Source organism: Priestia sp. P5 (assembly GCF_029522155.1).
Taxonomy (GTDB): Bacteria; Bacillota; Bacilli; order Bacillales; family Bacillaceae_H; genus Priestia; species Priestia megaterium_E.
In genome coordinates this window covers 43,236-67,986 of record NZ_JAKWFJ010000003.1, presented here as the reverse complement: position 1 = coordinate 67,986, position 24,751 = coordinate 43,236, and the positions used below count along the sequence as shown (strand labels likewise).

Annotated in this window: 30 protein-coding genes and 1 riboswitch; of the genes, 26 read left to right on the top strand and 4 right to left on the bottom strand. The window is 38.3% G+C overall.

Annotated elements, in window-relative coordinates; all coding sequences use genetic code 11:
• Positions 1 to 13 precede the first annotated feature (13 nt).
• From MMB69_RS21920 to yunB, 17 genes are all read left to right on the top strand, one after another.
• Complete coding sequence (locus MMB69_RS21920; protein WP_221785802.1) at positions 14 to 370, top strand: arsenate reductase family protein; 357 nt, start codon at positions 14 to 16, stop codon at positions 368 to 370.
• A gap of 135 nt (positions 371 to 505) precedes the next feature.
• The gene (gcvH, locus tag MMB69_RS21915) at positions 506 to 889 is read left to right on the top strand and encodes a glycine cleavage system protein GcvH (protein WP_013059655.1); all 384 of its coding nucleotides are present in this window, start codon (positions 506 to 508) and stop codon (positions 887 to 889) included.
• A 79-nt stretch (positions 890 to 968) separates the two neighbouring features.
• Positions 969 to 1,214, top strand: coding sequence for a YusG family protein (locus MMB69_RS21910; RefSeq protein WP_014457881.1), 246 nt, complete (start codon positions 969 to 971; stop codon positions 1,212 to 1,214).
• Positions 1,215 to 1,395: 181 nt separating this feature from the next.
• Positions 1,396 to 1,746 (top strand): toprim domain-containing protein, encoded by a 351-nt coding sequence (locus MMB69_RS21905; RefSeq protein ID WP_025752660.1) that lies wholly within the window; start codon positions 1,396 to 1,398, stop codon positions 1,744 to 1,746.
• Between the two features lie 14 nt (positions 1,747 to 1,760).
• Positions 1,761 to 2,060 (top strand): thioredoxin family protein, encoded by a 300-nt coding sequence (locus MMB69_RS21900; RefSeq protein ID WP_277448443.1) that lies wholly within the window; start codon positions 1,761 to 1,763, stop codon positions 2,058 to 2,060.
• 180 nt (positions 2,061 to 2,240) lie between these two features.
• A riboswitch (SAM riboswitch) is annotated at positions 2,241 to 2,348 on the top strand.
• Positions 2,349 to 2,479: 131 nt separating this feature from the next.
• Positions 2,480 to 3,505, top strand: coding sequence for a methionine ABC transporter ATP-binding protein (locus MMB69_RS21895; RefSeq protein ID WP_277448442.1), 1,026 nt, complete (start codon positions 2,480 to 2,482; stop codon positions 3,503 to 3,505).
• Positions 3,498 to 4,166 carry a methionine ABC transporter permease gene (locus MMB69_RS21890; RefSeq protein WP_013085342.1) on the top strand — a complete coding sequence of 223 codons (669 nt, stop codon included), beginning with the start codon at positions 3,498 to 3,500 and terminating at the stop codon, positions 4,164 to 4,166. Before MMB69_RS21895 ends, MMB69_RS21890 begins: the two co-directional genes overlap by 8 nt.
• 17 nt (positions 4,167 to 4,183) lie before the next feature.
• On the top strand, positions 4,184 to 5,020 hold the full coding sequence (locus MMB69_RS21885; RefSeq protein ID WP_221812507.1) for a MetQ/NlpA family ABC transporter substrate-binding protein: 837 nt from the start codon (positions 4,184 to 4,186) through the stop codon (positions 5,018 to 5,020).
• Between the two features lie 122 nt (positions 5,021 to 5,142).
• The gene (locus MMB69_RS21880; RefSeq protein ID WP_013059648.1) at positions 5,143 to 5,508 is read left to right on the top strand and encodes a carboxymuconolactone decarboxylase family protein; all 366 of its coding nucleotides are present in this window, start codon (positions 5,143 to 5,145) and stop codon (positions 5,506 to 5,508) included.
• A 240-nt stretch (positions 5,509 to 5,748) separates the two neighbouring features.
• Positions 5,749 to 6,534: a Fe-S cluster assembly ATPase SufC gene (sufC, locus tag MMB69_RS21875; RefSeq protein WP_013059647.1), complete on the top strand. Its 786-nt coding sequence runs from the start codon at positions 5,749 to 5,751 to the stop codon at positions 6,532 to 6,534.
• A gap of 17 nt (positions 6,535 to 6,551) precedes the next feature.
• Complete coding sequence (gene sufD, locus MMB69_RS21870) at positions 6,552 to 7,859, top strand: Fe-S cluster assembly protein SufD (RefSeq protein WP_014457887.1); 1,308 nt, start codon at positions 6,552 to 6,554, stop codon at positions 7,857 to 7,859.
• Positions 7,859 to 9,079: a cysteine desulfurase gene (locus MMB69_RS21865; protein ID WP_014457888.1), complete on the top strand. Its 1,221-nt coding sequence runs from the start codon at positions 7,859 to 7,861 to the stop codon at positions 9,077 to 9,079. The genes sufD and MMB69_RS21865 overlap by 1 nt, the downstream gene beginning before the upstream one ends.
• On the top strand, positions 9,069 to 9,503 hold the full coding sequence (sufU, locus tag MMB69_RS21860; protein WP_013085338.1) for a Fe-S cluster assembly sulfur transfer protein SufU: 435 nt from the start codon (positions 9,069 to 9,071) through the stop codon (positions 9,501 to 9,503). Before MMB69_RS21865 ends, sufU begins: the two co-directional genes overlap by 11 nt.
• Positions 9,504 to 9,548: 45 nt before the next feature.
• The gene (gene sufB, locus MMB69_RS21855) at positions 9,549 to 10,946 is read left to right on the top strand and encodes a Fe-S cluster assembly protein SufB (protein ID WP_016765826.1); all 1,398 of its coding nucleotides are present in this window, start codon (positions 9,549 to 9,551) and stop codon (positions 10,944 to 10,946) included.
• A 102-nt stretch (positions 10,947 to 11,048) separates the two neighbouring features.
• A complete protein-coding gene (locus tag MMB69_RS21850; RefSeq protein ID WP_277448441.1) occupies positions 11,049 to 11,903 on the top strand; it encodes a DUF72 domain-containing protein in 855 nt (284 codons plus the stop codon).
• 120 nt (positions 11,904 to 12,023) lie between these two features.
• On the top strand, positions 12,024 to 12,326 hold the full coding sequence (locus MMB69_RS21845; protein WP_013059641.1) for a YunC family protein: 303 nt from the start codon (positions 12,024 to 12,026) through the stop codon (positions 12,324 to 12,326).
• Positions 12,327 to 12,415: 89 nt separating this feature from the next.
• Positions 12,416 to 13,168 carry a sporulation protein YunB gene (gene yunB, locus MMB69_RS21840; RefSeq protein ID WP_013059640.1) on the top strand — a complete coding sequence of 251 codons (753 nt, stop codon included), beginning with the start codon at positions 12,416 to 12,418 and terminating at the stop codon, positions 13,166 to 13,168.
• Between the two features lie 62 nt (positions 13,169 to 13,230).
• On the opposite strand, the gene MMB69_RS21835 is transcribed toward yunB, so the two are convergent.
• Positions 13,231 to 14,232, bottom strand: a complete 1,002-nt coding sequence (locus tag MMB69_RS21835; protein ID WP_277448440.1) for a M23 family metallopeptidase — start codon at positions 14,230 to 14,232, stop codon at positions 13,231 to 13,233.
• A 316-nt stretch (positions 14,233 to 14,548) separates the two neighbouring features.
• On the opposite strand from MMB69_RS21835, the gene lipA reads away from it, so the two are divergent.
• Complete coding sequence (lipA, locus tag MMB69_RS21830) at positions 14,549 to 15,448, top strand: lipoyl synthase (RefSeq protein WP_013059637.1); 900 nt, start codon at positions 14,549 to 14,551, stop codon at positions 15,446 to 15,448.
• Between the two features lie 38 nt (positions 15,449 to 15,486).
• Here the strand turns inward: lipA and MMB69_RS21825 are convergent, their stop codons facing one another.
• The gene (locus MMB69_RS21825) at positions 15,487 to 16,128 is read right to left on the bottom strand and encodes a YhcN/YlaJ family sporulation lipoprotein (protein ID WP_277448439.1); all 642 of its coding nucleotides are present in this window, start codon (positions 16,126 to 16,128) and stop codon (positions 15,487 to 15,489) included.
• Between the two features lie 196 nt (positions 16,129 to 16,324).
• Between MMB69_RS21825 and MMB69_RS21820 the strand changes: the two genes are divergently transcribed.
• The gene (locus tag MMB69_RS21820; RefSeq protein ID WP_013059635.1) at positions 16,325 to 16,600 is read left to right on the top strand and encodes a YutD family protein; all 276 of its coding nucleotides are present in this window, start codon (positions 16,325 to 16,327) and stop codon (positions 16,598 to 16,600) included.
• 48 nt (positions 16,601 to 16,648) lie between these two features.
• Here the strand turns inward: MMB69_RS21820 and MMB69_RS21815 are convergent, their stop codons facing one another.
• Positions 16,649 to 16,915, bottom strand: coding sequence for a DUF3055 domain-containing protein (locus MMB69_RS21815; protein WP_013059634.1), 267 nt, complete (start codon positions 16,913 to 16,915; stop codon positions 16,649 to 16,651).
• Positions 16,916 to 17,077: 162 nt separating this feature from the next.
• Between MMB69_RS21815 and MMB69_RS21810 the strand changes: the two genes are divergently transcribed.
• Positions 17,078 to 17,515, top strand: coding sequence for a DUF86 domain-containing protein (locus MMB69_RS21810; protein ID WP_014457896.1), 438 nt, complete (start codon positions 17,078 to 17,080; stop codon positions 17,513 to 17,515).
• Positions 17,516 to 17,589: 74 nt separating this feature from the next.
• Positions 17,590 to 18,360 carry a TIGR01457 family HAD-type hydrolase gene (locus MMB69_RS21805; RefSeq protein WP_013059632.1) on the top strand — a complete coding sequence of 257 codons (771 nt, stop codon included), beginning with the start codon at positions 17,590 to 17,592 and terminating at the stop codon, positions 18,358 to 18,360.
• A 37-nt stretch (positions 18,361 to 18,397) separates the two neighbouring features.
• On the opposite strand, the gene MMB69_RS21800 is transcribed toward MMB69_RS21805, so the two are convergent.
• Positions 18,398 to 18,898: a phosphatidylglycerophosphatase A family protein gene (locus MMB69_RS21800; RefSeq protein WP_221785798.1), complete on the bottom strand. Its 501-nt coding sequence runs from the start codon at positions 18,896 to 18,898 to the stop codon at positions 18,398 to 18,400.
• 176 nt (positions 18,899 to 19,074) lie between these two features.
• Here MMB69_RS21800 and yutH point away from each other — a divergent pair, with 176 nt between their 5' ends.
• The 5 genes from yutH to thrB all read left to right on the top strand — a co-directional run bounded on the left by yutH (position 19,075) and on the right by thrB (position 24,695).
• Complete coding sequence (gene yutH, locus MMB69_RS21795; RefSeq protein ID WP_013059630.1) at positions 19,075 to 20,076, top strand: spore coat putative kinase YutH; 1,002 nt, start codon at positions 19,075 to 19,077, stop codon at positions 20,074 to 20,076.
• Between the two features lie 117 nt (positions 20,077 to 20,193).
• A complete protein-coding gene (locus tag MMB69_RS21790; RefSeq protein ID WP_221785797.1) occupies positions 20,194 to 21,183 on the top strand; it encodes a 2-hydroxyacid dehydrogenase in 990 nt (329 codons plus the stop codon).
• Between the two features lie 241 nt (positions 21,184 to 21,424).
• A complete protein-coding gene (locus tag MMB69_RS21785) occupies positions 21,425 to 22,726 on the top strand; it encodes a homoserine dehydrogenase (protein ID WP_013059628.1) in 1,302 nt (433 codons plus the stop codon).
• The gene (thrC, locus tag MMB69_RS21780) at positions 22,726 to 23,787 is read left to right on the top strand and encodes a threonine synthase (RefSeq protein WP_221785929.1); all 1,062 of its coding nucleotides are present in this window, start codon (positions 22,726 to 22,728) and stop codon (positions 23,785 to 23,787) included. The genes MMB69_RS21785 and thrC overlap by 1 nt, the downstream gene beginning before the upstream one ends.
• Positions 23,781 to 24,695: a homoserine kinase gene (gene thrB / locus MMB69_RS21775; RefSeq protein ID WP_221785796.1), complete on the top strand. Its 915-nt coding sequence runs from the start codon at positions 23,781 to 23,783 to the stop codon at positions 24,693 to 24,695. The genes thrC and thrB overlap by 7 nt, the downstream gene beginning before the upstream one ends.
• The last annotated feature ends 56 nt before the right edge of the window (positions 24,696 to 24,751 follow it).

The window sequence follows — 24,751 nt, the reverse complement described above, 5'->3', positions numbered from 1 at the left end:
GGTGGTTGACGAAATGTCATTATTTTTTTATTCATATCCAAAGTGTGGTACGTGCCGAAAAGCAAAGAAGTGGCTGGATGATAACGGAGTAGCGTATGAAGAAATTCATATTGTAGAAAACCCGCCAACAAAAGAGCAGCTGCAATCTTATTATCAGAACAGCGGCTTGGAATTAAAAAAATTCTTTAATACAAGCGGTAAAAAATATCGGGAACTAGAGCTTAAAGATAAAGTAAGCAGTGCGAGTGAAGATGAACTTCTGTCGATTCTTGCGTCAGATGGCATGTTAATTAAGCGTCCGCTGCTAACAGATGGACAAAAAGTAACGCTTGGTTTCAAAGAAGAGCAGTTTGAGGACGTGTGGAAGTAAGTTTTCAAATAGAAAATTTTTACCTTTTACGTTACACTGTTAATAGGAAGTTATTTTAGGTTGTAGAAAGTGTTCTCCACGTTGAAGGCGCTTTTTATATAAACAAATTAAGATACATATTTTGGAGGGATTAAGATGAGTACACCAAAAGATTTGCGTTATTCTGAAGAGCATGAATGGGTAAAAACAGAAGGAGACGTTGTCCGCGTAGGTATTACACATTTCGCTCAAGCTGAGCTTGGAGACATCGTATTCGTTGAACTGCCAGAAGTAGGAGCAACAGTAGAAGCTGACGAGCCGTTTGGCAGCGTTGAATCAGTAAAAACAGTTTCTGAGCTTTATGCACCAATTAGCGGTGAAGTTGTAGCAGTAAACGACAACTTAAGCGATAGCCCTGAGCTTGTTAATGAATCTCCATACGAAGAAGCATGGATGATTACAATCAAACCATCCGATGCTTCTCAAGTAGACAAGCTAATGACAGCAGAGCAATACGAAGAAATGACAAACGAAGGATAATATTCCTCCATAAATTGTCTTTATGAAAAGTTTTTGACTGGACACTCTATTAGTAAACAAGCTAAAGGAGTGTCTTTTTATGTTTGAAAAACAAAAAATGGACGTTACAGATCGCGTTACAGCTAAATTTCATGACGGCGGTATGAAATTATATGTTGATAAGCAGCCAATTGGTGAAGTTAGTTACGGAACAAGCGGCAATGAATACCGTTTTGAAGAAGGATATTCGCAAGAAAATAATAAGTTCTATCAATACGCGGACGTACAAAAACAAGGTGAAACGCAAAAATATACAGACTGCGACGAAGAAGCAGGATGGTGCTAAACAGTGGCAACTGCCGCTGTTTTTCTTGTTTTATGGAAACAATATGGCCTAAACTGCCTTTTAAAAGAGTTCTTTCTTGCAAATTTCTTTTAAAAAACAGGTGAACTGTGATACATTAACGAATATTGTATAGCATAAAGAAATGATGTTACTATACAACTGACGATTATGGGTGATGAAAATGGGGCTAATTGAAATTGAAAAAGTAATTATTGTCGAAGGAAAATCAGATAAAAAGCGTATTCAAGATATCATTCGAGAACCAATTGAAATTATCTGTACAAACGGTACGATTAGTTTATCAAAGCTGGATGAAATTATTGACTGTACGTTTAACAAAGAGGTATACATACTCGTTGACTCTGATGATTCAGGGAATAAGCTGAGAAAACAATTTAAACGAGAGCTTCCGGAAGCAGAGCATCTATATATTGATAAAATGTACCGAGAGGTTGCTGCCGCCCCTAGACATCACATAGCAACAGTATTACTGAGTGCCAATATCGATGTTAATGCAGAATTTTTAACATAAAAGGAATGAGCAACATGCAAGAATGGAGTGAAAAACAGCTTGACGATCAGTTAAAAGAAGGACAAAGAGCGTTTATCTTTTTCCATACCCCTTTTTGCGGGACATGTCAGCTGGCAAAAAAAATGTTAACCGTAGCAGAAGCGATGCTGCCCGGTGTGACCATCGGAATGAGCAATTTAAATTATATGCCTTCAAAAGCAGAAGCATTTTCAATTGAAAGTGTACCTTGTTTGATTGAAGTGAAAAATGGCGAAATGGTAAAAAAACTCTATGCCTTTCATTCCATCGAGCACGTACTTGAAGAGCTTCGATAATCAAACGTTTGTTTAAAATGAAGAAATGGAACGAGAGCAAACCGTTGGGGCTGTTGAAATCTTGGGATATTATCCCAAGAACAAAATCTGTTGACAGCCTATCTGACACATGCTAAAATCACACTCATGAATGTTCATAAATGAATGAATATTTCCTAAAAACAAAATAATTGTTGCGAACTCTTATCAAGAGAGGTGGAGGGACTGAGCCCTGTGAAACCCGGCAACCGTCAGACTAACTGAAATGGTGCCAATTCCTGCAAAGCTATGCGCTTTGAAAGATGAGAGAAAGGATTAAATATCGAGCCTTTCTGTCATGCGCAGAGAGGCTTTTTTAATGGGGAAAATTGTTTTACGGCTTTTTTATCCTATAGGGCAACCTAACATAATTAAGTTTTTACTAAAGAAGGTGAAGAAATATGATTACATTAACAGGCGTTACAAAAATTTATCAGGCTAAAAGCGGTCAAGTAACAGCTGTTGATAATGTGAATCTAACCGTTAACCAAGGCGAAATTTACGGAATCATTGGTTACAGCGGAGCGGGGAAAAGTTCTTTAATTCGCTTGCTAAACGGGTTAGAAACACCAACGACAGGAACGGTCGAAGTAGCAGGTAATGATATTGGAAAAATTAAAGGCGGAAAACTCAGAAAAGCTAGACAAGAAATTAGTATGGTATTTCAGCACTTTAATATCTTGTGGTCGCGTACGGTGCGAGAAAATATTGCCTTTCCGTTAGAAATAGCAGGGATCTCAAAAGAAAAAAGAATGAAACGAGTAGACGAGCTTATCAAGCTAGTCGGGCTTGAAGGGCGTGAAAATGCTTATCCATCCCAGCTTAGCGGTGGACAGAAGCAGCGTGTTGGTATTGCTCGAGCGCTAGCCAATAACCCAAAAGTATTGCTGTGTGATGAAGCAACATCAGCGCTTGATCCTCAAACGACAGATTCCATTTTAGATCTGTTAGTAGATATTAATGAGAAGCTAGGGTTAACCATTGTACTCATTACTCATGAAATGCACGTTATTCGTAAAATTTGTCATCGAGTAGCCGTTATGGAAAATGGGGCAGTGGTAGAAGAAGGACAGGTGTTAGAAGTATTCAGAAAACCTAAGCAGCCGATTACAAAGCGATTCGTTCAACAAATTTCTGAACCAGAAGAAACGTTTGAAACAATTGAACAAGTAAAAGAGCTGTATCCAAGCGGGCAAATTATTCAGCTGACGTTTGTTGGCGGAAAAGCAGAGCAACCGCTCATTACAACGATTTTAAAACAGTTTGATGTAACGATTAATATTTTGCAAGGAAAGATTTCGCATACACAAACAGGTTCATACGGAACGTTGTTCGTTCATTTAGACGGAGAATTAACAGAAGTTGAAAAAGTCATTGCATACATTCATGAGCAGCAGGTAGAAGTGGAGGTAATGACAAATGCTTGAGAAACTATTTCCAAACGTTATTTTAGATGATTTTATTCAAGCGACAAATGAAACACTATATATGACGGCTATTTCAGTTATAGCCACGTTTGTTCTAGGTATTTTATTGGGCTTGCTTTTATTTTTAACGTCCAAAGGACAGCTTTGGCAAAACAAACCTTTATATGCCATTGTGTCAGCAGTTGTAAATATCTTTCGTTCCATTCCATTCATTATTTTAATTGTTTTACTGATTCCATTTACCAAAGCATTGGTAGGGAGTATTTTAGGCGCTAATGCAGCGTTACCTGCTTTAATTGTTGGAGCAGCACCATTTTATGCGCGTCTTGTAGAAATTGGTCTGCGCGAAATTGATAAAGGTGTTATTGAAGCTGCTAAATCAATGGGAGCAACAACAAGCACTATTATCTTTAAAGTGCTGTTACCTGAATCGCTGCCAGCGTTAATTTCTGGTTTGACGGTGACGACGATTGCGTTAGTCGGCTATACGGCAATGGCGGGTGTGATTGGAGCTGGAGGTCTTGGTAATCTTGCATATTTAGAAGGATTCCAGCGCAGTCATAATGATGTAACGCTAGCTGCTACGATCTTAATTTTGATTATTGTATTTATTATCCAACTTATTGGAGATGCGATTACTGCAAAAATTGATAAAAGATAAAGGGAGGATTATTTATTATGAAAAAATGGCTTTCGGCTATAGCATTAACATCTGCGCTAGTAGTAGGATTAGCTGCGTGTGGATCTAACAATGGATCAAAAGATGAAAAGAAAATTGTTGTGGGTGCCTCTAATACGCCTCATGCTGAAATTTTAGAACAAGCAAAACCGATTTTAGAAAAACAGGGAATCGACTTGGAAATTAAAAAATTCCAAGATTACATCTTACCGAACACAGCTCTTGCAAACAATGAAATTGATGCAAACTACTTCCAGCACGTTCCTTATATGAATTCAGTGCTAAAAGATCACAAGGGTGAAAAAGGGTATGATTTTGTAAGTGCCGGTGCCATTCACATTGAACCAATCGGTATCTACTCTAAAAAATACAAAAGCTTAAAAGATCTTCCGAAAAATGGCACAGTTATTATGCGTGATGCAGTAGCAGAGCAAGGACGTATTTTATCGATTTTTGAAAAAGCTGGCGTAATCAAATTAAAACCAGGCGTAAAGAAAACAGATGCACAAATTAAAGATATCGTAGAAAACCCGAAGAATTTAAAATTTAAAGCCGATGTTGAAGGCGGATTGCTACCTCAGATGTACAAAAATAATGAAGGTGACGCTGTTGTTATCAATGCTAACTATGCTATCGATGCTGGTTTAGATCCAGTAAAAGATCCAATCGCAGTGGAAAGCAAAGAAAATAACCCTTATGCAAACATCATTACGGTTCACAAAGGCGACGAAAATAAAGATACAGTGAAAGCTTTAGTGAAAGTTCTTCACTCTAAAGAAATTCAAGACTACATTAAAGAAAAATACAAAGGCGGAGTACTGCCGGTAAATAAATAATAGAAGAAAAGCGCTTGCCCAGTCTGGGCAAGTGCTTTTTTTGTATGTGGGAAAACGAATAACTCTTATTTTTCTCACGCATACTAACCGTGAAAACTTTACTGATGATGGGAGCTGACGTTATGCAGCAAGAAGCACGTCATTCAACTGAGCAAGCACTTCATGATTATAAAATGGGTGTTGGGAAATTTAGCGAAAAATTGCCGGAAGTAACAAAAACGTTTAATGCGTTTACTGAAGCATGTTTTGGAGAAGGTTCTCTTTCTAAAAAAGAAAAGCAGTTGATCGCGTTAGGAATCAGCGTAGTAGCTCAAGACGAGTACTGTATGATTTATCATACAAAAGGCTGCATTGATCAAGGTGCAACTGAGCAAGAAATTTTAGAAGCATGCGGAGTGTCAGCAGCATTTGGCGGAGGCGCAGCGATGAGTCAGTCCGTTACGCTTGTCCAAGAGTGTATTTCAGAACTGACTAGCCACACGCACTAAGTAAATATAACACGTAAAAAAAGCTTGTCTTAGAAGGCTCCGCAGAGTCTTTTAAGGCAACTTTTTTATGATTGAATTTAGTCTGAAAAAACGTACATAATGGTTTAAAACCTTTTGGGTCAAAAGGTTGCTATAAGTTTTCATTTGTTATAAGATTGTAATGAGAATAAAATGAGAATAATTAAAAAGATATAGGTATATCGTTTTTTACTATATACGTCTATAACTGGAGGTTTTAATATGGCAGGGTCAACTTTAACAATTAAAGATCTTCATGTTGCAATTGAAGGTAAAGAAATTTTAAAAGGTGTTAATTTAGAAGTTAAGGGCGGCGAAATCCATGCAATCATGGGACCAAACGGTACTGGTAAATCAACATTATCTTCAGCAATCATGGGACATCCTAAATACGAGGTTACACAAGGAAGCATCACGCTAGACGGCGAAGATGTACTTGAGATGGAAGTAGATGAGCGCGCTCGTGCAGGTCTATTCTTAGCTATGCAATATCCAAGTGAAATCAGCGGGGTAACAAATGCTGACTTCTTACGTTCAGCAATTAATGCTCGTCGTGAAGAAGGCGAAGAAATTTCACTAATGAAATTCATCCGTCAATTAGACAAAAACATGGATTTCTTAGAAATGGATCAAGACATGGCTCAGCGTTACCTAAACGAAGGTTTCTCTGGCGGTGAGAAGAAGCGTAATGAAATTCTTCAATTAATGATGCTTCAACCAGGAATTGCAATTTTAGATGAAATCGATTCTGGTTTAGATATCGATGCGTTAAAAGTTGTATCAAAAGGTATTAATGAACTGCGCGGCAGCGAGTTTGGTTGCTTAATGATTACTCACTACCAACGTTTATTAAACTACATTACACCAGATAAAGTTCACGTTATGATGCAAGGTCGCGTTGTAAAATCAGGCGGACCAGAATTGGCACAGCGTCTAGAGGCAGAAGGTTATGACTGGATCAAACAAGAATTAGGTATTGAAGACGAAACTGTAGAGCAAGAAGCTTAAGAGTTAGGAGGATCTCTATGACTATTGATACGAAATTACCATTTGATCAAGAGTACATCAGCAGCTTTTCAAAAGAAGCTAATGAACCAAGTTGGCTGCTAGATCTTCGCTTACAAGCTCTTGCGAAAGCAGAAGATCTTGCACTTCCAAAGCCAGATAAAACAAACATTTCGAAATGGAACTTTACTGCATTTGACAAGCACACTTCACAGGCAAGCACAATCTCATCTGTAGACGAGCTTCCAGAAGTGGTTAAAGCATTGATTGATACAGAAGCTGTTAAAAATCTATATGTTCAGCGTGACCAAACAGCTGCATATTCAACATTAACAGAAGAGCTAAAGTCTCAAGGCGTTATCTTCACAGATATTCAAACAGCTGCTAAAGAGCATAGCGACCTTGTTGAGAAGTACTTCATGAAAGACGGAGTTAAAGTAGATGAGCACCGTTTAACTGCATTAAACGCAGCGTTATTAAACGGCGGTGTATTTGTATACGTTCCTAAAAATGTAGAAGTACAAGAGCCTCTTCAAGCTGTATTTGTCCGTGAAGATGAAGAAGCAGCTTTATTCAACCATGTGATTGTTGTAGCTGAAGACAACAGCTCAGTAACATATGTAGAAAACTACATTGCTACTGCTGAAGAGTCAAACGGTGTTGTCAATATCGTGACGGAAGTATTCGCTAACAGCAATGCAAAAGTAACGTTTGGAGCTGTTGACTACTTAGCTAAAGGTACAACTACTTATGTGAACCGCCGCGGCGTAGCGGGCAAAGATGGTCGCATTGAGTGGGCTTTAGGCTTAATGAGTGAAGGAAATACAGTTTCAGAAAATACAACGTATCTAATGGGCGACGGTTCATATGGAGATACAAAAACGGTAACAGTTGGACGTGGAGAGCAGTCTCAAAACTTAACAACAAGTATCGTACACTTCGGAAAACATTCTGAAGGCTACATTTTAAAACACGGCGTTATGAAAGAAAGCGCGTCTTCAATCTTTAACGGTATCGGTAAAATTGAACACGGTGCATCTAAATCAAACGCTGAGCAAGAATCTCGTGTGTTAATGTTAAGTGAAAAAGCACGTGGAGACGCAAACCCAATTCTTCTAATTGATGAAGATGATGTAACAGCAGGACACGCTGCATCTGTTGGACGCGTAGATCCAATTCAGCTTTACTACTTAATGAGCCGCGGTATTCCGCAAACAGAAGCAGAACGTCTAGTTATTCACGGGTTCTTAGCACCAGTGGTAAACGAGTTGCCAATCGAAACGGTTAAAAAGCAATTAACAGATTTAATTGAAAGGAAAGTTCGATAATGAATATCTCTGATATTCGTAAACAATTTCCTATTTTAGACCAAGAGGTAAATGGCAGCCCGCTCGTTTATTTAGACAGTGCAGCAACTTCACAAAAGCCGCTTGCTGTAATTGAAGCAATTGAGAAGTATTATAAAGAATATAACTCAAACGTACACCGAGGCGTTCACACGCTTGGTACAAAAGCAACAGACGGATACGAAGGCGCTCGTGAAAAAGTTCGTAAGTTTATTAATGCAAAATCAACGGAAGAGATTATCTTTACGCGCGGTACAACGACAGCTCTTAATACAGTAGCTGCAAGCTATGGCCGTGCTAATCTCAAACCTGGTGATGAAATTGTGATTACTTATATGGAGCATCACAGTAACATCATTCCTTGGCAGCAAGTTGCCAAGGAAACAGGTGCAACGTTAAAATATATTTCATTAACAGAAGATCATGCACTTTCACTAGAAGAGGTAAAAAGCACGATTACGTCCAACACCAAAATTGTATCGATTATGCAAGTATCTAACGTATTGGGAACGATTAACCCAGTAAAAGAGATTGCGGAAATTGCACATGCTAACGGTGCAGTAATGGTTGTGGATGGTGCGCAAAGTACGCCTCACATGAAGGTGGATGTACAAGATTTAGACTGTGATTTCTTTGCTTTCTCTGGACATAAAATGGGTGGACCGACTGGAATTGGCGCTCTTTATGGAAAGAAAGAGCTTCTTGAAAAAATGGAACCAATCGAGTTTGGCGGCGAAATGATTGACTTCGTAAACCTATACGAATCAACGTGGAAAGAGCTTCCTTGGAAATTTGAAGGAGGTACGCCAATCATTGCAGGTGCAATTGGTTTAGGTGCAGCGATTGATTTCTTAGAAGAAGTTGGTTTAGATAATATTCAAGCACATGAGCACAAGTTAGCGCAGTACGCACTGGATCGCTTATCGCAAGTAGATGGAATTACGATTTACGGACCGAAAGAGCGAGCGGGTGTTGTGACGTTCAATATTGAAGATGTGCATCCGCACGACGTTGCCACAGTAGTAGACGCTGATGGAATTGCGATTCGTGCAGGTCATCACTGTGCGCAGCCGCTGATGAAATATTTAAACGTATCTTCTACTGCACGTGCAAGCTTCTATTTGTATAACACGGAAGAAGAAGTAGATAAATTGGTATCATCATTAATAAAAACGAAGGAGTATTTTACAAATGGCTTTTAATAATTTAGATACTCTCTATCGTCAAGTAATTATGGACCATTATAAAAATCCGCGTAATCGTGGAACGTTGAATGAAGATACTGTGAACATTCATATGAATAACCCGACGTGTGGAGACCGCATTGAACTTTCTTTAAAAGTAGAGGACGGCAAAGTGGTGGATGCAAAGTTCGAAGGTGAAGGATGTTCAATTTCAATGTCATCAGCTTCAATGATGACACAAGCAATTAAAGGTCAAGAAGTAGACAAAGCGTTTAAAATGGCCCATATCTTCTCTGACATGATGCAAGGTAAAGAGTATGATGATAGTATAGATTTAGGAGATATTGAAGCACTTCAAGGTGTAGCAAAATTTCCTGCGCGTATTAAATGTGCAACACTAGCGTGGAAAGCGATGGAAAAAGGTCTTAACGAACAAAAATAAGACCTTCATTCATTCCCAATCCTATCAAGTAGGGGGTAATAAAAGATGGCTAAAAAAATGCCAGAAATCGGCGATTATAAATATGGATTTTCCGATAAAGACGTATCAATTTTCCGCTCAAAACGCGGTTTAACGAAAGAAATCGTAGAAGAAATTTCTCGTATGAAAGAGGAACCACAATGGATGCTTGACTTCCGTTTGAAATCTCTAGAGCACTTCTACAACATGCCAATGCCACAGTGGGGCGGAGACATGGCAAGCTTAGACTTTGATGAAATTACGTACTACGTAAAACCATCTGAGAAGTCTGAACGCTCTTGGGATGAAGTTCCTGAAGAAATTAAACAAACGTTTGATAAACTAGGTATTCCTGAAGCAGAGCAAAAGTATCTTGCGGGTGTATCAGCTCAGTACGAATCTGAAGTTGTTTATCACAATATGAAAGAAGATCTTGAAGCACAAGGTATCGTATTTAAAGATACGGATACGGCGCTAAAAGAAAACGAAGATATTTTCCGTGAGCATTTTGGAAAAGTTATCCCGCCGACGGATAACAAATTCTCTGCACTTAACTCGGCGGTTTGGTCTGGTGGATCATTCATTTACGTACCAAAAGGCATAAAAGTAGATACACCATTACAAGCTTATTTCCGTATTAACTCTGAAAATATGGGACAGTTTGAGCGTACGTTAATTATTGCTGATGAAGGCTCACACGTTCACTATGTAGAGGGCTGTACAGCACCTGTTTATACAACAAACTCTCTTCACAGTGCCGTTGTAGAAATCATCATCAAAAAAGATGCGTATTGCCGCTATACAACAATTCAAAACTGGGCGAACAACGTATACAACCTTGTAACAAAACGCGCGGTTTGTGAAGCAAACGCAACAATGGAATGGATTGATGGAAACATCGGTTCTAAGTTAACAATGAAATATCCAGCTGTTATCTTAAAAGGTGAAGGTGCACGTGGTATGACATTATCTATTGCCCTTGCTGGTAAAGGACAGCACCAAGATGCTGGTGCAAAAATGATTCACTTAGCACCGAACACATCTTCAACGATCGTATCAAAATCAATTTCAAAACAAGGCGGTAAAGTAACATACCGCGGTATCGTACACTTCGGCCGTAAAGCAGAAGGTGCACGTGCGAACATTGAGTGTGATACGCTGATTATGGATAATCAATCAACTTCTGATACAATTCCGTACAATGAGATTTTAAACGATAACATCTCACTTGAGCATGAAGCGAAGGTATCGAAAGTATCTGAAGAACAATTATTCTATCTGATGAGCCGCGGTATTTCTGAAGAAGAAGCAACAGAAATGATTGTAATGGGCTTTATTGAGCCATTTACAAAAGAGCTTCCAATGGAATATGCAGTAGAAATGAACCGTCTAATCAAATTTGAAATGGAAGGTTCAATCGGTTAATAATAGATCAAAACTCGTTTGCTGTTTATGCAAACGAGTTTTTTTGTATCGTTTGTATTAAAATAAAGAAAAGCGAAGTTAAGAACATAGAGGAGGAGTGGCATGATTTATATTGGAGTTACAGGCTGGGGAGATCATGATTCATTATATGAAGCGGGGGTTTCATCAAGAGACAAGCTTGCCGTATATGCAGGCCATTTTCCAATTGTTGAAGTCGATTCATCTTTTTATGCAATTCAACCAACATCAAATGTAGAAAAATGGGTGAACGATACACCGGAATCTTTTCGTTTTGTGGTAAAAGCCTATCAAGGTATGACAGGGCATATGAGAGAAGGAAATCCGTTTGATAGCAAAGAAGAAATGTTTCATGCGTTTTTAGAATCAGTGAAGCCGTACGTAACATCGAATAAACTTGGTATGATTTTATTTCAAATGCCGCCCTGGTTTGACTGTACAAAAGAAAATGTAGCCTATTTGAGATATAGCCGTGAGAAGTTTGGCGATTTGCCAGTAGCCCTTGAGTTTCGAAATCAGTCCTGGTTTAAGCCGTTTTTCTACGATAAAACGCTAACGTTTATGGAACAAGAGAAGTGGATTCACGGTATTTGTGATGAACCGCAGGCAGGAGAAGGATCTATTCCCATTGTGATTCATGCTACAGATAAACAGAAAACACTCATACGTTTTCATGGACGAAACGTACATGGTTGGAACAAGCCCGCAGAAGGCAATTGGCGAGCGGTAAGGTTTTTGTATCGTTACAATGAAAAAGAGCTCCTAGAGTGGAAAGAACGGCTTGAAAAGCTGCAAAAACAAACGAAGGACATTTACCTGTTATTTAATAATAACTCCGGCGGAGATGCTGTACATAATGCCAAACAGCTCATGAATTTATTAAATATTGAATATGAGAATTTAGCTCCTAAGCAACTAGATTTTTTTAACGAATTTTAGCACCGAGTTCTATAAAATGTATGAGGATTACTCTAAACGTCAAATAGGTAGAAAAGTATATGTAAAACCTCACTTTTTTCTTTCAAAATCATAAATTGATTAAGAAAGGAGTGAGCTACTATGATTACCTTAGCGCCTATCGTAATTGAAGGTCATACGTTTAATGCAGTTACCGTATTGCTGCCAAAAACAACTCTGTTAACAATTTCATCAGATAAAGGGTACATTATGTGCGGAGCACTAGACGTAGGTCTATTAAATGATAAATTAGCTGATCGTCAAATAATAGCTGGAAGAGCTGTAGGTGTACGTACAATTGAGCAGCTTCTTGAAGCGCCCCTTGAATCTGTAACGCTTGAAGCTGAAAAAAGAGGGATTTTTAAAGGCACAATTGGCAAAGATGCTTTATTGAAAATGCTTTAATATAGTGGAAAATTTAAGATAAAACTTTTTAAAAGAAGCGTGAACCTCCTTATACATGCATACATATAGCTTGTAAGGAGGGATTTTTTTTGGTTAAACTTCGTCGGAAATTAACAAGAAAAGGCCCGCTTCCTTTTCGCTACGTTCTGTTGCTCACCTTTCTTTTTTTTATGCTTTCCACAGGGGTAGGATTATGGCTAATTAATAGAGGGATTGAACCGACGTTAATGAAATATGCTGAAGCACAAACAAAAGAGATTGCAACTTTAGTTATTAATAAAGCGGTGAATAAACAGGTACTTGATCAACTGGACGTAGATGTTATTAAAGTGGAATCTACACCTAACGGTCAAGTAGCCAAAATTGACACAGCACTTGTAAATCGGGTTAGAGCTCAGACTACGTCATTTGTTCAAGCTAATTTAAAAGAGGCAGAGAAAGGGAATTTAGATGCACTTGAACTTCCAACAGATATTCGTATTGAAAAAAATGAAAAGCTGCGGAATCAAGGAATTGTCTACCAAGTTCCTCTTGGGCAAGCAACTAATAATGCGCTGCTTGGAAATCTAGGTCCGCTGATTCCGGTTAAATTTCATGCTATTGGTGACGTTCAAACAGACGTAGTGCGAAAAATCGAGGAGTATGGAATAAATAATGCGTTTCTTGAAGTATCTATCAAAGTAAAAGTAAACATGCAAATCATTATCCCATTTGCAACGAGAAAAACAACCGTTACGGCTACAATTCCTGTAGGAGGAACTGTTATCCCTGGAAATGTTCCTGATTATTTTAACGGTGGAAATTCATCTTCTCCGGCAATTGAACTTCCGAAGAAAAATTAACAATATGATATTAACTTAAAGCATCAGGATAAAAAAACAGGAAGCATCAGCTTCCTGTTTTTTTATTTTTTCTTTAGTTCTAAACGATCATTTCGTTCCCAAGTTCTTAACTGAGGATATGGGTCAAACGACCACTCATTTTTGCCGTTATCTTTATACATTCCATAGTGCAAGTGAGGAGGGAATTTCCCAGAAGTTCCAGGAGGTCCATAACCGGAACTTCCTACTCCGCCAATGAGTGTTCCTGGTTCTACAATTTGTCCTACTTTTAAATTTTTTGCAAATCCGCTTAAATGAGCTAAATAGTGATAGTTATTATGAAGGTCACGAATACCGATTCGCCAGCCTCCATATTTATTCCATCCTTTAAGCTCAATAATGCCATAGCAAGGGGATTTTACTGGAACTCCATAATCTGCAAAAATGTCTGTTCCTTCATGAATTCGTTTGCCACCCCAGCCGCGCGCATCTCCCCATGTACTGCGGTAACTGTAGTTCGCACGGAGAGGCACAGGAAATGAAGAACCTTTTAAATCAATGCGACCGTAATGGCGAAAAATTTTAGCATTCCCTAAAATAATATCAACCGCTTTAGCCCGGTGATAATAGTTCCAAAGCGCAATTTTAATATAGTCTTCGGACACCCCGAACGTCCGAATATAATCTGCCATTGTAAAAAGCATATCTTCATCATTAAATTGGTCTGCTTTTTTGTCTCCGTTCCCATCTTTACCCATTCCCCCGAGGAGAGAAATAGTAAGTGGGTTTGTATCTTCCAAATTTGGATTTAAAGAACCTGACCATTTTTCTGGAGGATAATAAATGGCGATTCCACCTTTTTCTCTTGGAATATCTTTATGAGAGCGTCGAATATTTCGTTCATACTGGTCAATCCCAGCAAAGTAGTACCAGGGAATCGTAGTAGCGGCTTCCATTTGTTTATACAGCTCTAATCTTTTTTGAATAAGTATTTTTTCTTGATCTGCTGATGATTCAGCTGTTACGTGTTGCCATCCTGTGAATATAGACATGAACATAAAAAGTAAGATAATCGTTTTGCGCATCGTGTTTCCCCCTTTCTAAAAATAGTGTGTAACACTAGTTTGCAGCGAGAAAAAAGATTTCATAAATATTAATTAATGGAAATCGCGTCAAAACTTTTTTAAAGAATTTTATTCAGAAGATAAATGGAAATTATACGGAGGATGAAAACGCACACATTTGAGTGGAAAATAGAAGAAAACTGAGGAAAATAAAGAGCAGACAACTTGTCGAATCTCACTTTTTTATGATAAAGTGACATATAGTTATGTTTTTAATATGTAGTTAAAATTAAGCATATAGGTTATAGACATTTTCTAGATTGGTGGAGTTGATAATATGGCAACAAAAGAAGAGCATGTCCGCAAACCCGAGTGGCTGAAGATTAAGCTAAACACAAACGAAAATTACACAGGCTTAAAGAAAATGATGCGTGAGAAAAACCTTCATACAGTTTGTGAAGAAGCAAGATGTCCGAATATTCATGAGTGTTGGGCTGTTCGTCGTACGGCAACTTTTATGATTTTAGGAGAAGTATGTACACGTGCCTGTCGTTTTTGCGCGGTTAAGACAGGTTTACCAACAGAATTAGATTTAGAAGAGCCAGAACGCGTAGCGGATTCCGTTCAGCTAATGAACTTAAAACATGCGGTTATTACAGTAGTAGCTCGCGATGATTTAAAAGACGGAGGAGCAAGCGTATTAGCTGAAACAATTCGTGCGATTCGTCGTAAAAATCCATTCACAACAATTGAAGTATTGCCTTCTGATATGGGTGGTGTGGAAGAGAACTTACGTATTGTAATGGACGCACGTCCTGATATTTTAAATCATAATATTGAAACAGTACGCAGCCTTACGCCTCGTGTTCGTGCTCGTGCTAAATATGAGCGTTCTCTTGAGTTCCTTCGCCGTGCAAAAGAAATGCAGCCAGATATCCCTACGAAATCAAGTATCATGCTTGGTCTAGGAGAAACAAAAGAAGAAATTATTGAAACGATGGATGATTTGCGTGCGAATAATGTAGATATTATGACGCTAGGCCAATATCTACAGCCAACTAAAAAGCACATAAAAGTTCAAAAATATTACCATCCAAATGAATTTGAAGAGCTAAAAGAAATTGCATTGTCAAAAGGATTCAGCCATGTTGAAGCAGGTCCTCTTGTACGTTCTTCTTACCATGCAGATGAGCAAGTTAACGCTGCGGCAAAAAACAAAGCACAAGAAAGCAAATAAGGTAAAAAAGGTGATGATATGCTCATCACCTTTTTTGTTTATTCCACCATATCTTTGTCTGTCATCGGTTCATTCAATTCGTTTTTCTCTCTTCCATTTGCATCTTCTCCGCCGTTCATTTTACGCCCTTGGGGAGATTTTAGCATTTGTTGAATAACGGCATCGATTCGTTTTCTAGCCTCATTCGTTTGTGTATTCATTTCACTGATATTTTCGATTTGGTCCATCTGTTTCGGATTATCTGAGACGTATACATGATAATAACGAGGGACTACAGACATAGCTGTACGTTTTACCTGATCGGCTGCGTTATTCCTATTTTTAGCATCTGTTTTATAAGCAACAAGCACATCTTTATCCGTCACTAGCGTAGCGGCTTGCTTAATATTTGGGATAGCGGTGCTCAGTTTACTAATATTGTCGGCTGCTTCCTCTCGATTAAATGTTCCTACTTGGTTCATATTGGAATTTTGTTCATTTGTGTTTTTAGTGTATCGGACATATCCATAATTTGTGCCGCTATTATTATTTGGATTATAATAATGATTAGGCTCGTTTACATTAATGGCATCTGGGTTGTTTGGTGATAAATTTTCATTTTCAGCTGTGTTTTTATTTTGACAGCCAATGGTTAAAACACTTGTTATCAAAGCGATTCCAAGAATAGATTTCTTCACCATTTCCACCTCCTGTAGTTAAATATCGTACGCCAGGTAAACCGGCGAACCTTCATGTGGAGCATAAAAGATCAGTAGGTATACCGATAAAACTCCTACAGGATTAGAGTGCTGCTTATACGTGAAAAATTTCATGTTAATTGATGGTTTCATCATCATAATTATGGTATGGTAAATTTTAAGAGAAGAGGTGTGAGCAATGGTCTGTATCAATAATATTTGTTATGAAGTATTAAAAGATGAGCGCGAGGCATTTAATGAAGAGGCGTTTAGAGGTCGCTTTATTGACGTGCTGAGCCGCTATGACTATATTGTGGGAGATTGGGGATACAATCAGCTTCGACTGCGAGGCTTTTTTGATGACCGAAATCAAAAGGCAACGTATGATACGAAGATTAGTACGCTTCAAGACTATTTACATGAGTATTGTAATTTTGGCTGTGCGTATTTTGTCTTAAAAAAAGTCCATAAGTAAAAAAAGGCAAGCCGAAGACACTAATTGTCCTTCACGCTGCCTTTTTTTTTAGATGATTTCATATAAAAATTCGCGAAGTTCCTGACCGTCTTCACTGTTTAATTTAAATACTTCTTCAAGATAGTTTGGTTCTTCAAGGTCATCTTGTCCAATGATGGCAAAGCGTCCTCCTTGAATATCAAGAACAACTTGTTTGCCATAATAACGGTCGGTTTGGATAATAGCTAAATCAAATCGTTGATTTTCGCCCATAAAGCTGACAAACCGGGTCTTTGTAGATACAACATCGTCATATAGATAAAAGCGTTCGCTCATAGGTATACTCCTTTCATAGGTTGTATTTGTATCATATCAAATAAGGTCAAAAACAAAAATGAATTTATCAAATGGATAATGGGTCATGATAAAATAGAACAGGAGCCCCGTTTGTTTATGAAAAAAGATTTATAGAGAGCTGACAACTAGGGAGGAAATAATATGTACTTTGTAGATCGTGAAAAAATAGAAGCTACGCTTGTTTTTTTTGATGAGCACGTTCGTTTGTTTGCTGAGCATGGGAGCTGGAACACAGAAATAGAGAAAAAGGCATTAGAGAGAATTGTACACCTTTTAATTGAAAACGTTTTAGATGTAGGAAATGCAATGATTGATGGGTTTATTATGAGAGACCCAGGCAGTTACGATGATATCATTGACATTTTAGTTGATGAGAAAGTGGTTAAAAAAGAGGAAGAAACGCCATTAAAAGAGATCGTTCAATTGCGTAAAAGCCTTGTTCAAGAATATGTGGATGTTAATCATCAGGATATTTATCAAAAAGTGATGCAGCATAAAGACGTACTGGCAGCATTTTCAGAGCGCGTAAGGACATATCTAGAGACAGAGTTAGGACCTGTGTCTGCTTTTCGTAACTAAAGGCAAGCAATTTGTAGTTGTATAAAAAATAAGCTATGATTTCAAGTATGAGACTTGAAAGGAGATCACACAACATGAAGGAATATAAAGGATATTTGATTGATTTAGATGGAACAATGTACAAAGGAACAGAGCTAATTGCCGAGGCGCGTGATTTTGTTATTAAATTAAAGGAAAAAGGAATTCCTTATTTATTTGTAACAAACAACTCAACAAAAACGCCCGATAAAGTAGCTGAAAAGCTAGAGGCATTTGGCATTCCTGCAACAGAAGAGCAAGTTTTTACAACGAGCCAGGCAACAGCTAATTATTTACACGAACGCAAAGCAAATGCTTCAGCTTATGTAATTGGTGGAGAAGGAATCCGACATGCGTTGCTTGAAAAAGGATTTACCATTGAAGAGGAAGATACGGATTTCGTAGTTGTTGGTTTGGATCAGGAAATTACATATGAAAAATTAGCAAAAGCATGTTTAAACGTTCGAAACGGTGCCTTTTTTGTTTCAACGAACGGAGATATTGCGATTCCTACTGAAAGAGGCTTACTGCCTGGTAATGGATCTATCACGTCCGTTATTACGGTTTCTACTCAAACAAATCCAGTATTTATTGGCAAACCAGAAAGTATTATTATGGAGCAAGCCCTTGAAGTCATCGGTACGCCAAAAGAAGAAACAATCATGATTGGTGATTACTATGATACAGATATTTTAGCAGGGATGAATGCAGGATTAGATACATTATTAGTCCATACAGGAGTAACTACAAGAGAGTTACTAGAAGGATATGAGAAAAAGCCAACTTATACGGTAGATTCACTAAAAGAGTGGATGGAGCGAATTTAAAAAGCTGTCAATTGACAGCTTTTTTTGTTTTTAAAACCTATTCTTGACTGGCAGCCCGATGCGCTAACCGGCTAGAAGCAGCGGCGGCAATTGCGCCTACTAAATCATCTAAGAAAGTGTGGCACTCTCCAGTCGATTTATCGTTTAATCGTTCTAGAATACCTGGTTTTTGTTTATCAATATACCCGTAATTGGTAAAGCCGATTGATCCGTACACATTTACAATCGATAATGCTAAAATCTCGTCGATACCGTATAAACCTTCGTCTTTTTCAAGAATATCTAACAGAGGCGGCTCAATCACTTTTTTTTCCGTGAGGACATCTAGTTGAATACCCGTTAAAATAGCATTTTGAACTTCTCGTTTAGAAATGACGCGTTCAACGTTATATAAACAGTCTTCGATTGTTAAGTTTGGGTGATACTTTTTTTGCAAGTAATAGACCAGTTCAGCAATGTCTGTAAGAGCCACGCCGCGTTCTATTAACCATTCTCTTGCTTTTTTTTCTAACTCACTTTGTTTATGTTTTTTCTCCAAGTATCATCACCTGTTTTCTATATATTTTTAAGTCTAAAGTTGTTTCATACTACTAACCCGGAGTAAATAACTATAAATGGTGTATTTCTAATCTATTCATTCCTCCGTAAATATTATGACAAGTAATGTTGTTTTCCATCATATAATTTCTTGAATGAATGAAGAGAGGGATTAAAATGATACAAACCATTTATGAGCATTACGGATTACGTCCAAATGAATTTATGCCCGTTGGTAAATTTGAAGGTTTTCAGTATCGAGATATTTTATATACAATCATTAATGTAAAGCAAATGGAGCAAGACGAGTTAAATGAACTATATCAAATGAGTCAATTTCTGATGGGCCAAGGTGATCGCCATGTGGCAACATTTATGCCTAATTTGAATGGTGAAATGATTACAGAAACTGAAACTGAAAAATTTATCATTTGCCGCTGTCTTGCGGAAGAGAAAAACCCCAATTTTTCACCTGGGCATGAGCTAGCTGTTTTTCATCAAAAAGGGAGGCTGTTTCCTTATGAAGTGGAAAAAGCAAACCGGCTAGGGCAATGGAAGTCCATGTGGGAGAAGCGTCTCGACCAGATGGAGCAATTTTGGTATGGAAGATTACGTGCTTTACCTAATCAAGAGATGGAAAAACGTTTTTTAGAAACTTTTCCTTATTACCTAGGATTAACGGAAAATGCTATTCAATACCTAGTAGACACGGAAATTGACGATTTGCCTCGTTCAGTTGACGCTGCGACGATTTGTCACCATCGGTTCGGGCAAAAAACATGGGGGGAAGACTACGTTTACAAGCTCCCAGCAGACTGGGTCTTCGACCATCCTAGCAGAGATATAGCTGAATATATAAGGGAACAATATTTATTAACATACGCTGTCGATGAAAGGCACATGCATCAGTTTTTAAGTGAATACGAAAAGGTAAATCCACTTTCTTCTTTTTCATGGAGACTGTTATATGCTAGACTTCTTTTTCCCGTTCATTATTTTGAGGTCATTGAAGGGTACTACAGTGTACAAGATGAGCGGCAAAAACAAAAGTATTATGAGAAGCTTGAAGGAGTATTGGCTCACTCTTCTCACTACGAAGCTTTTCTGAAGCGCTTTTACCAGTCGGTGGGTATTTCAACGTCTCGTTATCACATTCCTGAATTAACATGGATTCATTAAAAAGCGATTACTATAGAATATGATAAAATAGAAAAATAGGTGTTGGATAATCCAAACCCGTTTTTCTATTTTGTTTTTGTGCATGCAGTTTAAAAAGGATAAAGAGGTGGCGTACATATGGACAAGCCGTTTGTATTTATTACGAGAAAAATACCGAATGAATTAATCGAACCTTTAAAGGCAGTAGCGAATGTGGAAATGTGGGATAAAGAAGATGAGGCAGTCCCTCATGAGCTGCTTTGTGAAAAAGCTAAGCGCGCACATGCTCTATTAACAATGCTTTCAGATCGTATTGACAGTGAATTGCTTACGCAAGCTCCTCATTTAAAGCTTGTAGCTAACTTGGCGGTCGGATTCGATAATATTGACGTAGAAGCGGCAACTGAACGAGGAGTTATCGTTTCTAATACGCCCGATGTTTTATCTGATACAACAGCAGATTTAACGTTTGGTTTATTAATGAGTGTAGCTAGACGTTTAGTAGAAGCTGCTGAATATGTGAAAGAAAATCAGTGGAAAAGCTGGAGTCCATTTTTGTTAGCGGGCAGAGATGTTCATCATAAAACATTAGGTATTGTTGGAATGGGGAAAATTGGAGAGACGCTTGCGAAACGTGCTACAGGTTTTGATATGGAAATCTTGTACCACAATCGAAGCCGCAACCTTCAAGCAGAAAAAAAACTCGATGCAGTTTACTGTGAGTTAAATGAGCTGCTTGAACGATCTGATTTTGTTGTTTGTTTGACACCGTTAACGGACGAAACCAAACATTTATTTAATGCTTCAGCATTTGAACAGATGAAAAAAACTGCGATTTTTATTAATGCTTCAAGAGGAGCAGTGGTTGATGAGCAAGCATTGTTACATGCGATTCAATCCGGTGAAATTGCTGGAGCTGGCTTGGATGTATTCGATCAAGAGCCTATTTCTGCTTCTCACCCTCTTCTTCAATTGCCTAATGTTGTAGCTCTTCCTCATATCGGCAGTGCGAGTATCGAAACGCGCACGGAAATGATTTCTTTATGTGTTAAAAATATTAAAGCAGTACTTACAAACGAGTCTCCTATTACAATTGTAAATAAAGAAGCGTTTGCGAAAAAATCATAACAGAAAAAGGCAATTTCATTTCGGTGAAATTGTCTTTTTTTTATTAAAAAACAGTGGGAGCCATGTTATGATAATAAAATGAAATATTTTAAAAATTTACATTTATCTTTATATACAAATTTTTTTAGCGAGTTTATGAGAAAAGATGGCAAGTAAACCTTGTAAAAAAGAAAAATAAGGTCTATAATGTCCTCTATAAGAGAACAAATGTATACGTAGAAAGAACACAGAGGTGAGGAATATGACAAAAAGTATTTCAGTAGGATTATTAGGGTTAGGAACGGTAGGAAGCGGAGTAGTCAAAATTATTGAAAATCATCAGGATAAATTAAGTCATCAAGTCGGGTGTCCTGTAGAAGTTAAAAAAGTAGTAGTTAAAGATATTGATAAGAAACGTGACGTAGAAATCAGTGAAGATAAATTAACAACGAATGTTGAAGACGTTTTACATAACGCGGAGATTGACGTTGTCATTGAAGTAATGGGTGGCGTTGAAGAAACAAGAGATTATATCTTAACAGCCCTTCGTAATAAAAAGCATGTTGTAACGGCAAACAAAGATTTAATGGCAGTTTACGGCTCAGAATTGTTAACAGTAGCTTCTGAAAATAACTGTGATTTATTTTATGAAGCAAGTGTAGCAGGCGGTATTCCAATTCTTCGTGGATTAGCAGATGGATTAGCATCGGATCGTATTACCAAAATGATGGGAATTGTAAATGGTACAACAAACTTCATTTTAACGAAAATGACAAAAGAAGGAAGCGCTTATGATGAAGTGTTAAAAGAAGCGCAGGATTTAGGATATGCTGAAGCGGATCCAACTTCTGACGTAGGTGGTTTAGACGCTGCTCGCAAAATGGCAATCTTGGCTACACTAGGATTTTCAATGAAAATTGACTTGGACGATGTTCGTGTTCAAGGTATTACAGAAGTAACCGAAGAAGACTTGCAATATAGTAAACAATTAGGCTATACGATGAAACTGATTGGATATGCACATCGTGACGGCGACAATGTAGAAGTTAGTGTTCAGCCAACTCTTTTAGCAGACACACATCCTCTTGCTTCAGTAAGCGATGAGTACAATGCTGTATATGTATACGGAGAAGCTGTTGGAGAAACGATGTTTTATGGACCGGGGGCAGGAAGCCTGCCAACTGCCACTGCTGTCGTGTCAGATTTAGTAGGCGTTATGAAAAACATGCGTTTAGGTGTGAATGGTAAAAGTGCGGTAACACCTCAGTATCCAAAACAGTTAAAAGCAGAAGATGAAATGTTCTCGAAGCATTTCTTACGTATTCATGTTAAAGATCAAGTTGGAGCATTTGCAAAATTAACAACACTATTTTCAGAGCGTGGCGTGAGTTTCGAAAAAATTATTCAACTTCCTGTGAAAGGAAGCGAATTAGCTGAGATTGTTGTTGTTACACACAAAACATCTCAAAAAGATTATGAGGAAATCCTTCAGCAGCTTCGGGATTTACCAATTGTAGAAAATGTAAAAAGCAGTTACCGCGTAGAGGGAGTTGGCACAGTATGATGTGGAAAGGTCTATTAGCTGAATATAAAGAGTTTTTACCTGTAACAGAGAACACACCTATGCTTACACTACATGAAGGAAATACGCCTTTAATTCATCTTGCTCATTTATCAAAAGAGCTAGGCATTGATTTACATGTGAAAGTAGAAGGGTTAAATCCAACGGGGTCATTTAAAGACCGCGGAATGGTAATGGCTGTAGCAAAAGCGAAAGAAGAAGGAAGCAATACGGTTATTTGTGCATCTACAGGTAACACATCCGCAGCTGCAGCAGCTTATGCATCACGCGCTGGCATGCGCTGTATCGTTGTTATTCCAAATGGAAAAATTGCGATGGGAAAATTAGCTCAAGCAGTTATGTATGGTGCAGAAATTGTAGCAATTGAAGGAAACTTTGACCAAGCGCTTTCTATGGTTCGTAAGCTAAGTGAAACATCACCGGTTGCACTTGTGAACTCTGTAAACCCATACCGTATTGAAGGGCAAAAAACAGCTTCTTTCGAGATTTGTGAACAGCTTGGAAAAGCGCCTGATGTTTTAGCTATCCCAGTGGGGAATGCAGGAAATATTACAGCTTACTGGAAAGGCTTCAAAGAATACAGTGAGCGTCACCAAACGTCTCTTCCTCACATGCACGGGTTTGAAGCAGAAGGTGCAGCGGCGATCGTGCGTAATCAAGTTATCGAAAATCCAGAAACAATTGCAACGGCTATTCGAATCGGAAATCCAGCAAGCTGGGATTATGCTGTAAACGCAGCAAAAGAATCAAACGGAAAAATTGATGAAGTAACAGATGAACAAATCTTAGAAGCATATCGTACAATTGCACGCAAAGAAGGTGTATTTGCAGAGCCGGGTTCTTGCGCTTCAATAGCTGGTGTGTTTAAAGATGTAGCTTCTGGTAAAATTGCAAAAGGTTCAACGGTTGTAGCTGTACTAACAGGTAACGGATTAAAAGATCCAAACGTAGCAATCGATGCTCATAATGTAAAGCCAGTGGTTTTACCAAATGATGAAGAAAAGGTATTTGATTATATCCAAGGTGTCGTTGCTTCATGCTAGAAAATGAGCGTTTTGTCATTACGGTCCCAGCTAGCTCTGCTAACTTAGGGCCGGGATTTGATTCCATTGGAGTGGCTTTGTCTCGCTACTTAAGATTAACAGTAGAGCGTCATGAGGAATGGATTTTTATCCCTGAAACGAAAGAAGTGCAAAGTATTCCTACAGGTACAGATAACTTAATGTATGAAGTGGCACAAGACGTGGCTCGTCAATTTAACATTGATCTTCCAAGTGCGAAGGTCAATGTTTGGAGCAACATTCCATTAGCAAGGGGACTTGGAAGCAGCGCATCGGCTATCGTAGCTGGAATCGAGCTGGCCAATGTACTGTGTGACTTGCGTTTATCAAAAAGAGAAAAGCTTCGCATCAGCAGCTTAATGGAAGGACATCCCGATAACGTCAGCCCGTCTATTTACGGCGGCATCGTTGTTGGTTACCATCATGAAGATGAAACGTACATTGCTCAAATACCTGAATTTGATGTTGATATCGTGATGGCTATTCCAGAATATGAGTTAAAAACAACGGATGCTCGTGATGTGCTGCCTTCCGATATTAATTATCGTCATGCAGTAGAAGCAGGAGCGATCGGCAATATGCTAGTAGCAGCTCTGTTAAATAAAGATTTACCTCTGGTAGGCGAATTTATGGAGAAAGATTTATATCACGAACCTTATCGTATGAGACTCGTGCCAGAGCTTTCTCTTGTGCGAAAAGAAGCAAAAGCTCTCGGCGCATACGGTGTGTCACTAAGCGGAGCCGGTCCGAGTGTATTATGTTTAGCGCCAAAAGGAAAAGGAAAAGCGATTGCTGAACATATGTATGCTTTACTGCCGAACTGCGAAATAGATGTTTTACAAATTGATCGCAAAGGTGTATTTGTAGAAGCTGAAGTCACAACGAGTTAATAAAAAAATCCTCATTCATTTGAATGAGGATTTTTCATTCGCAAGCCCCAATACAA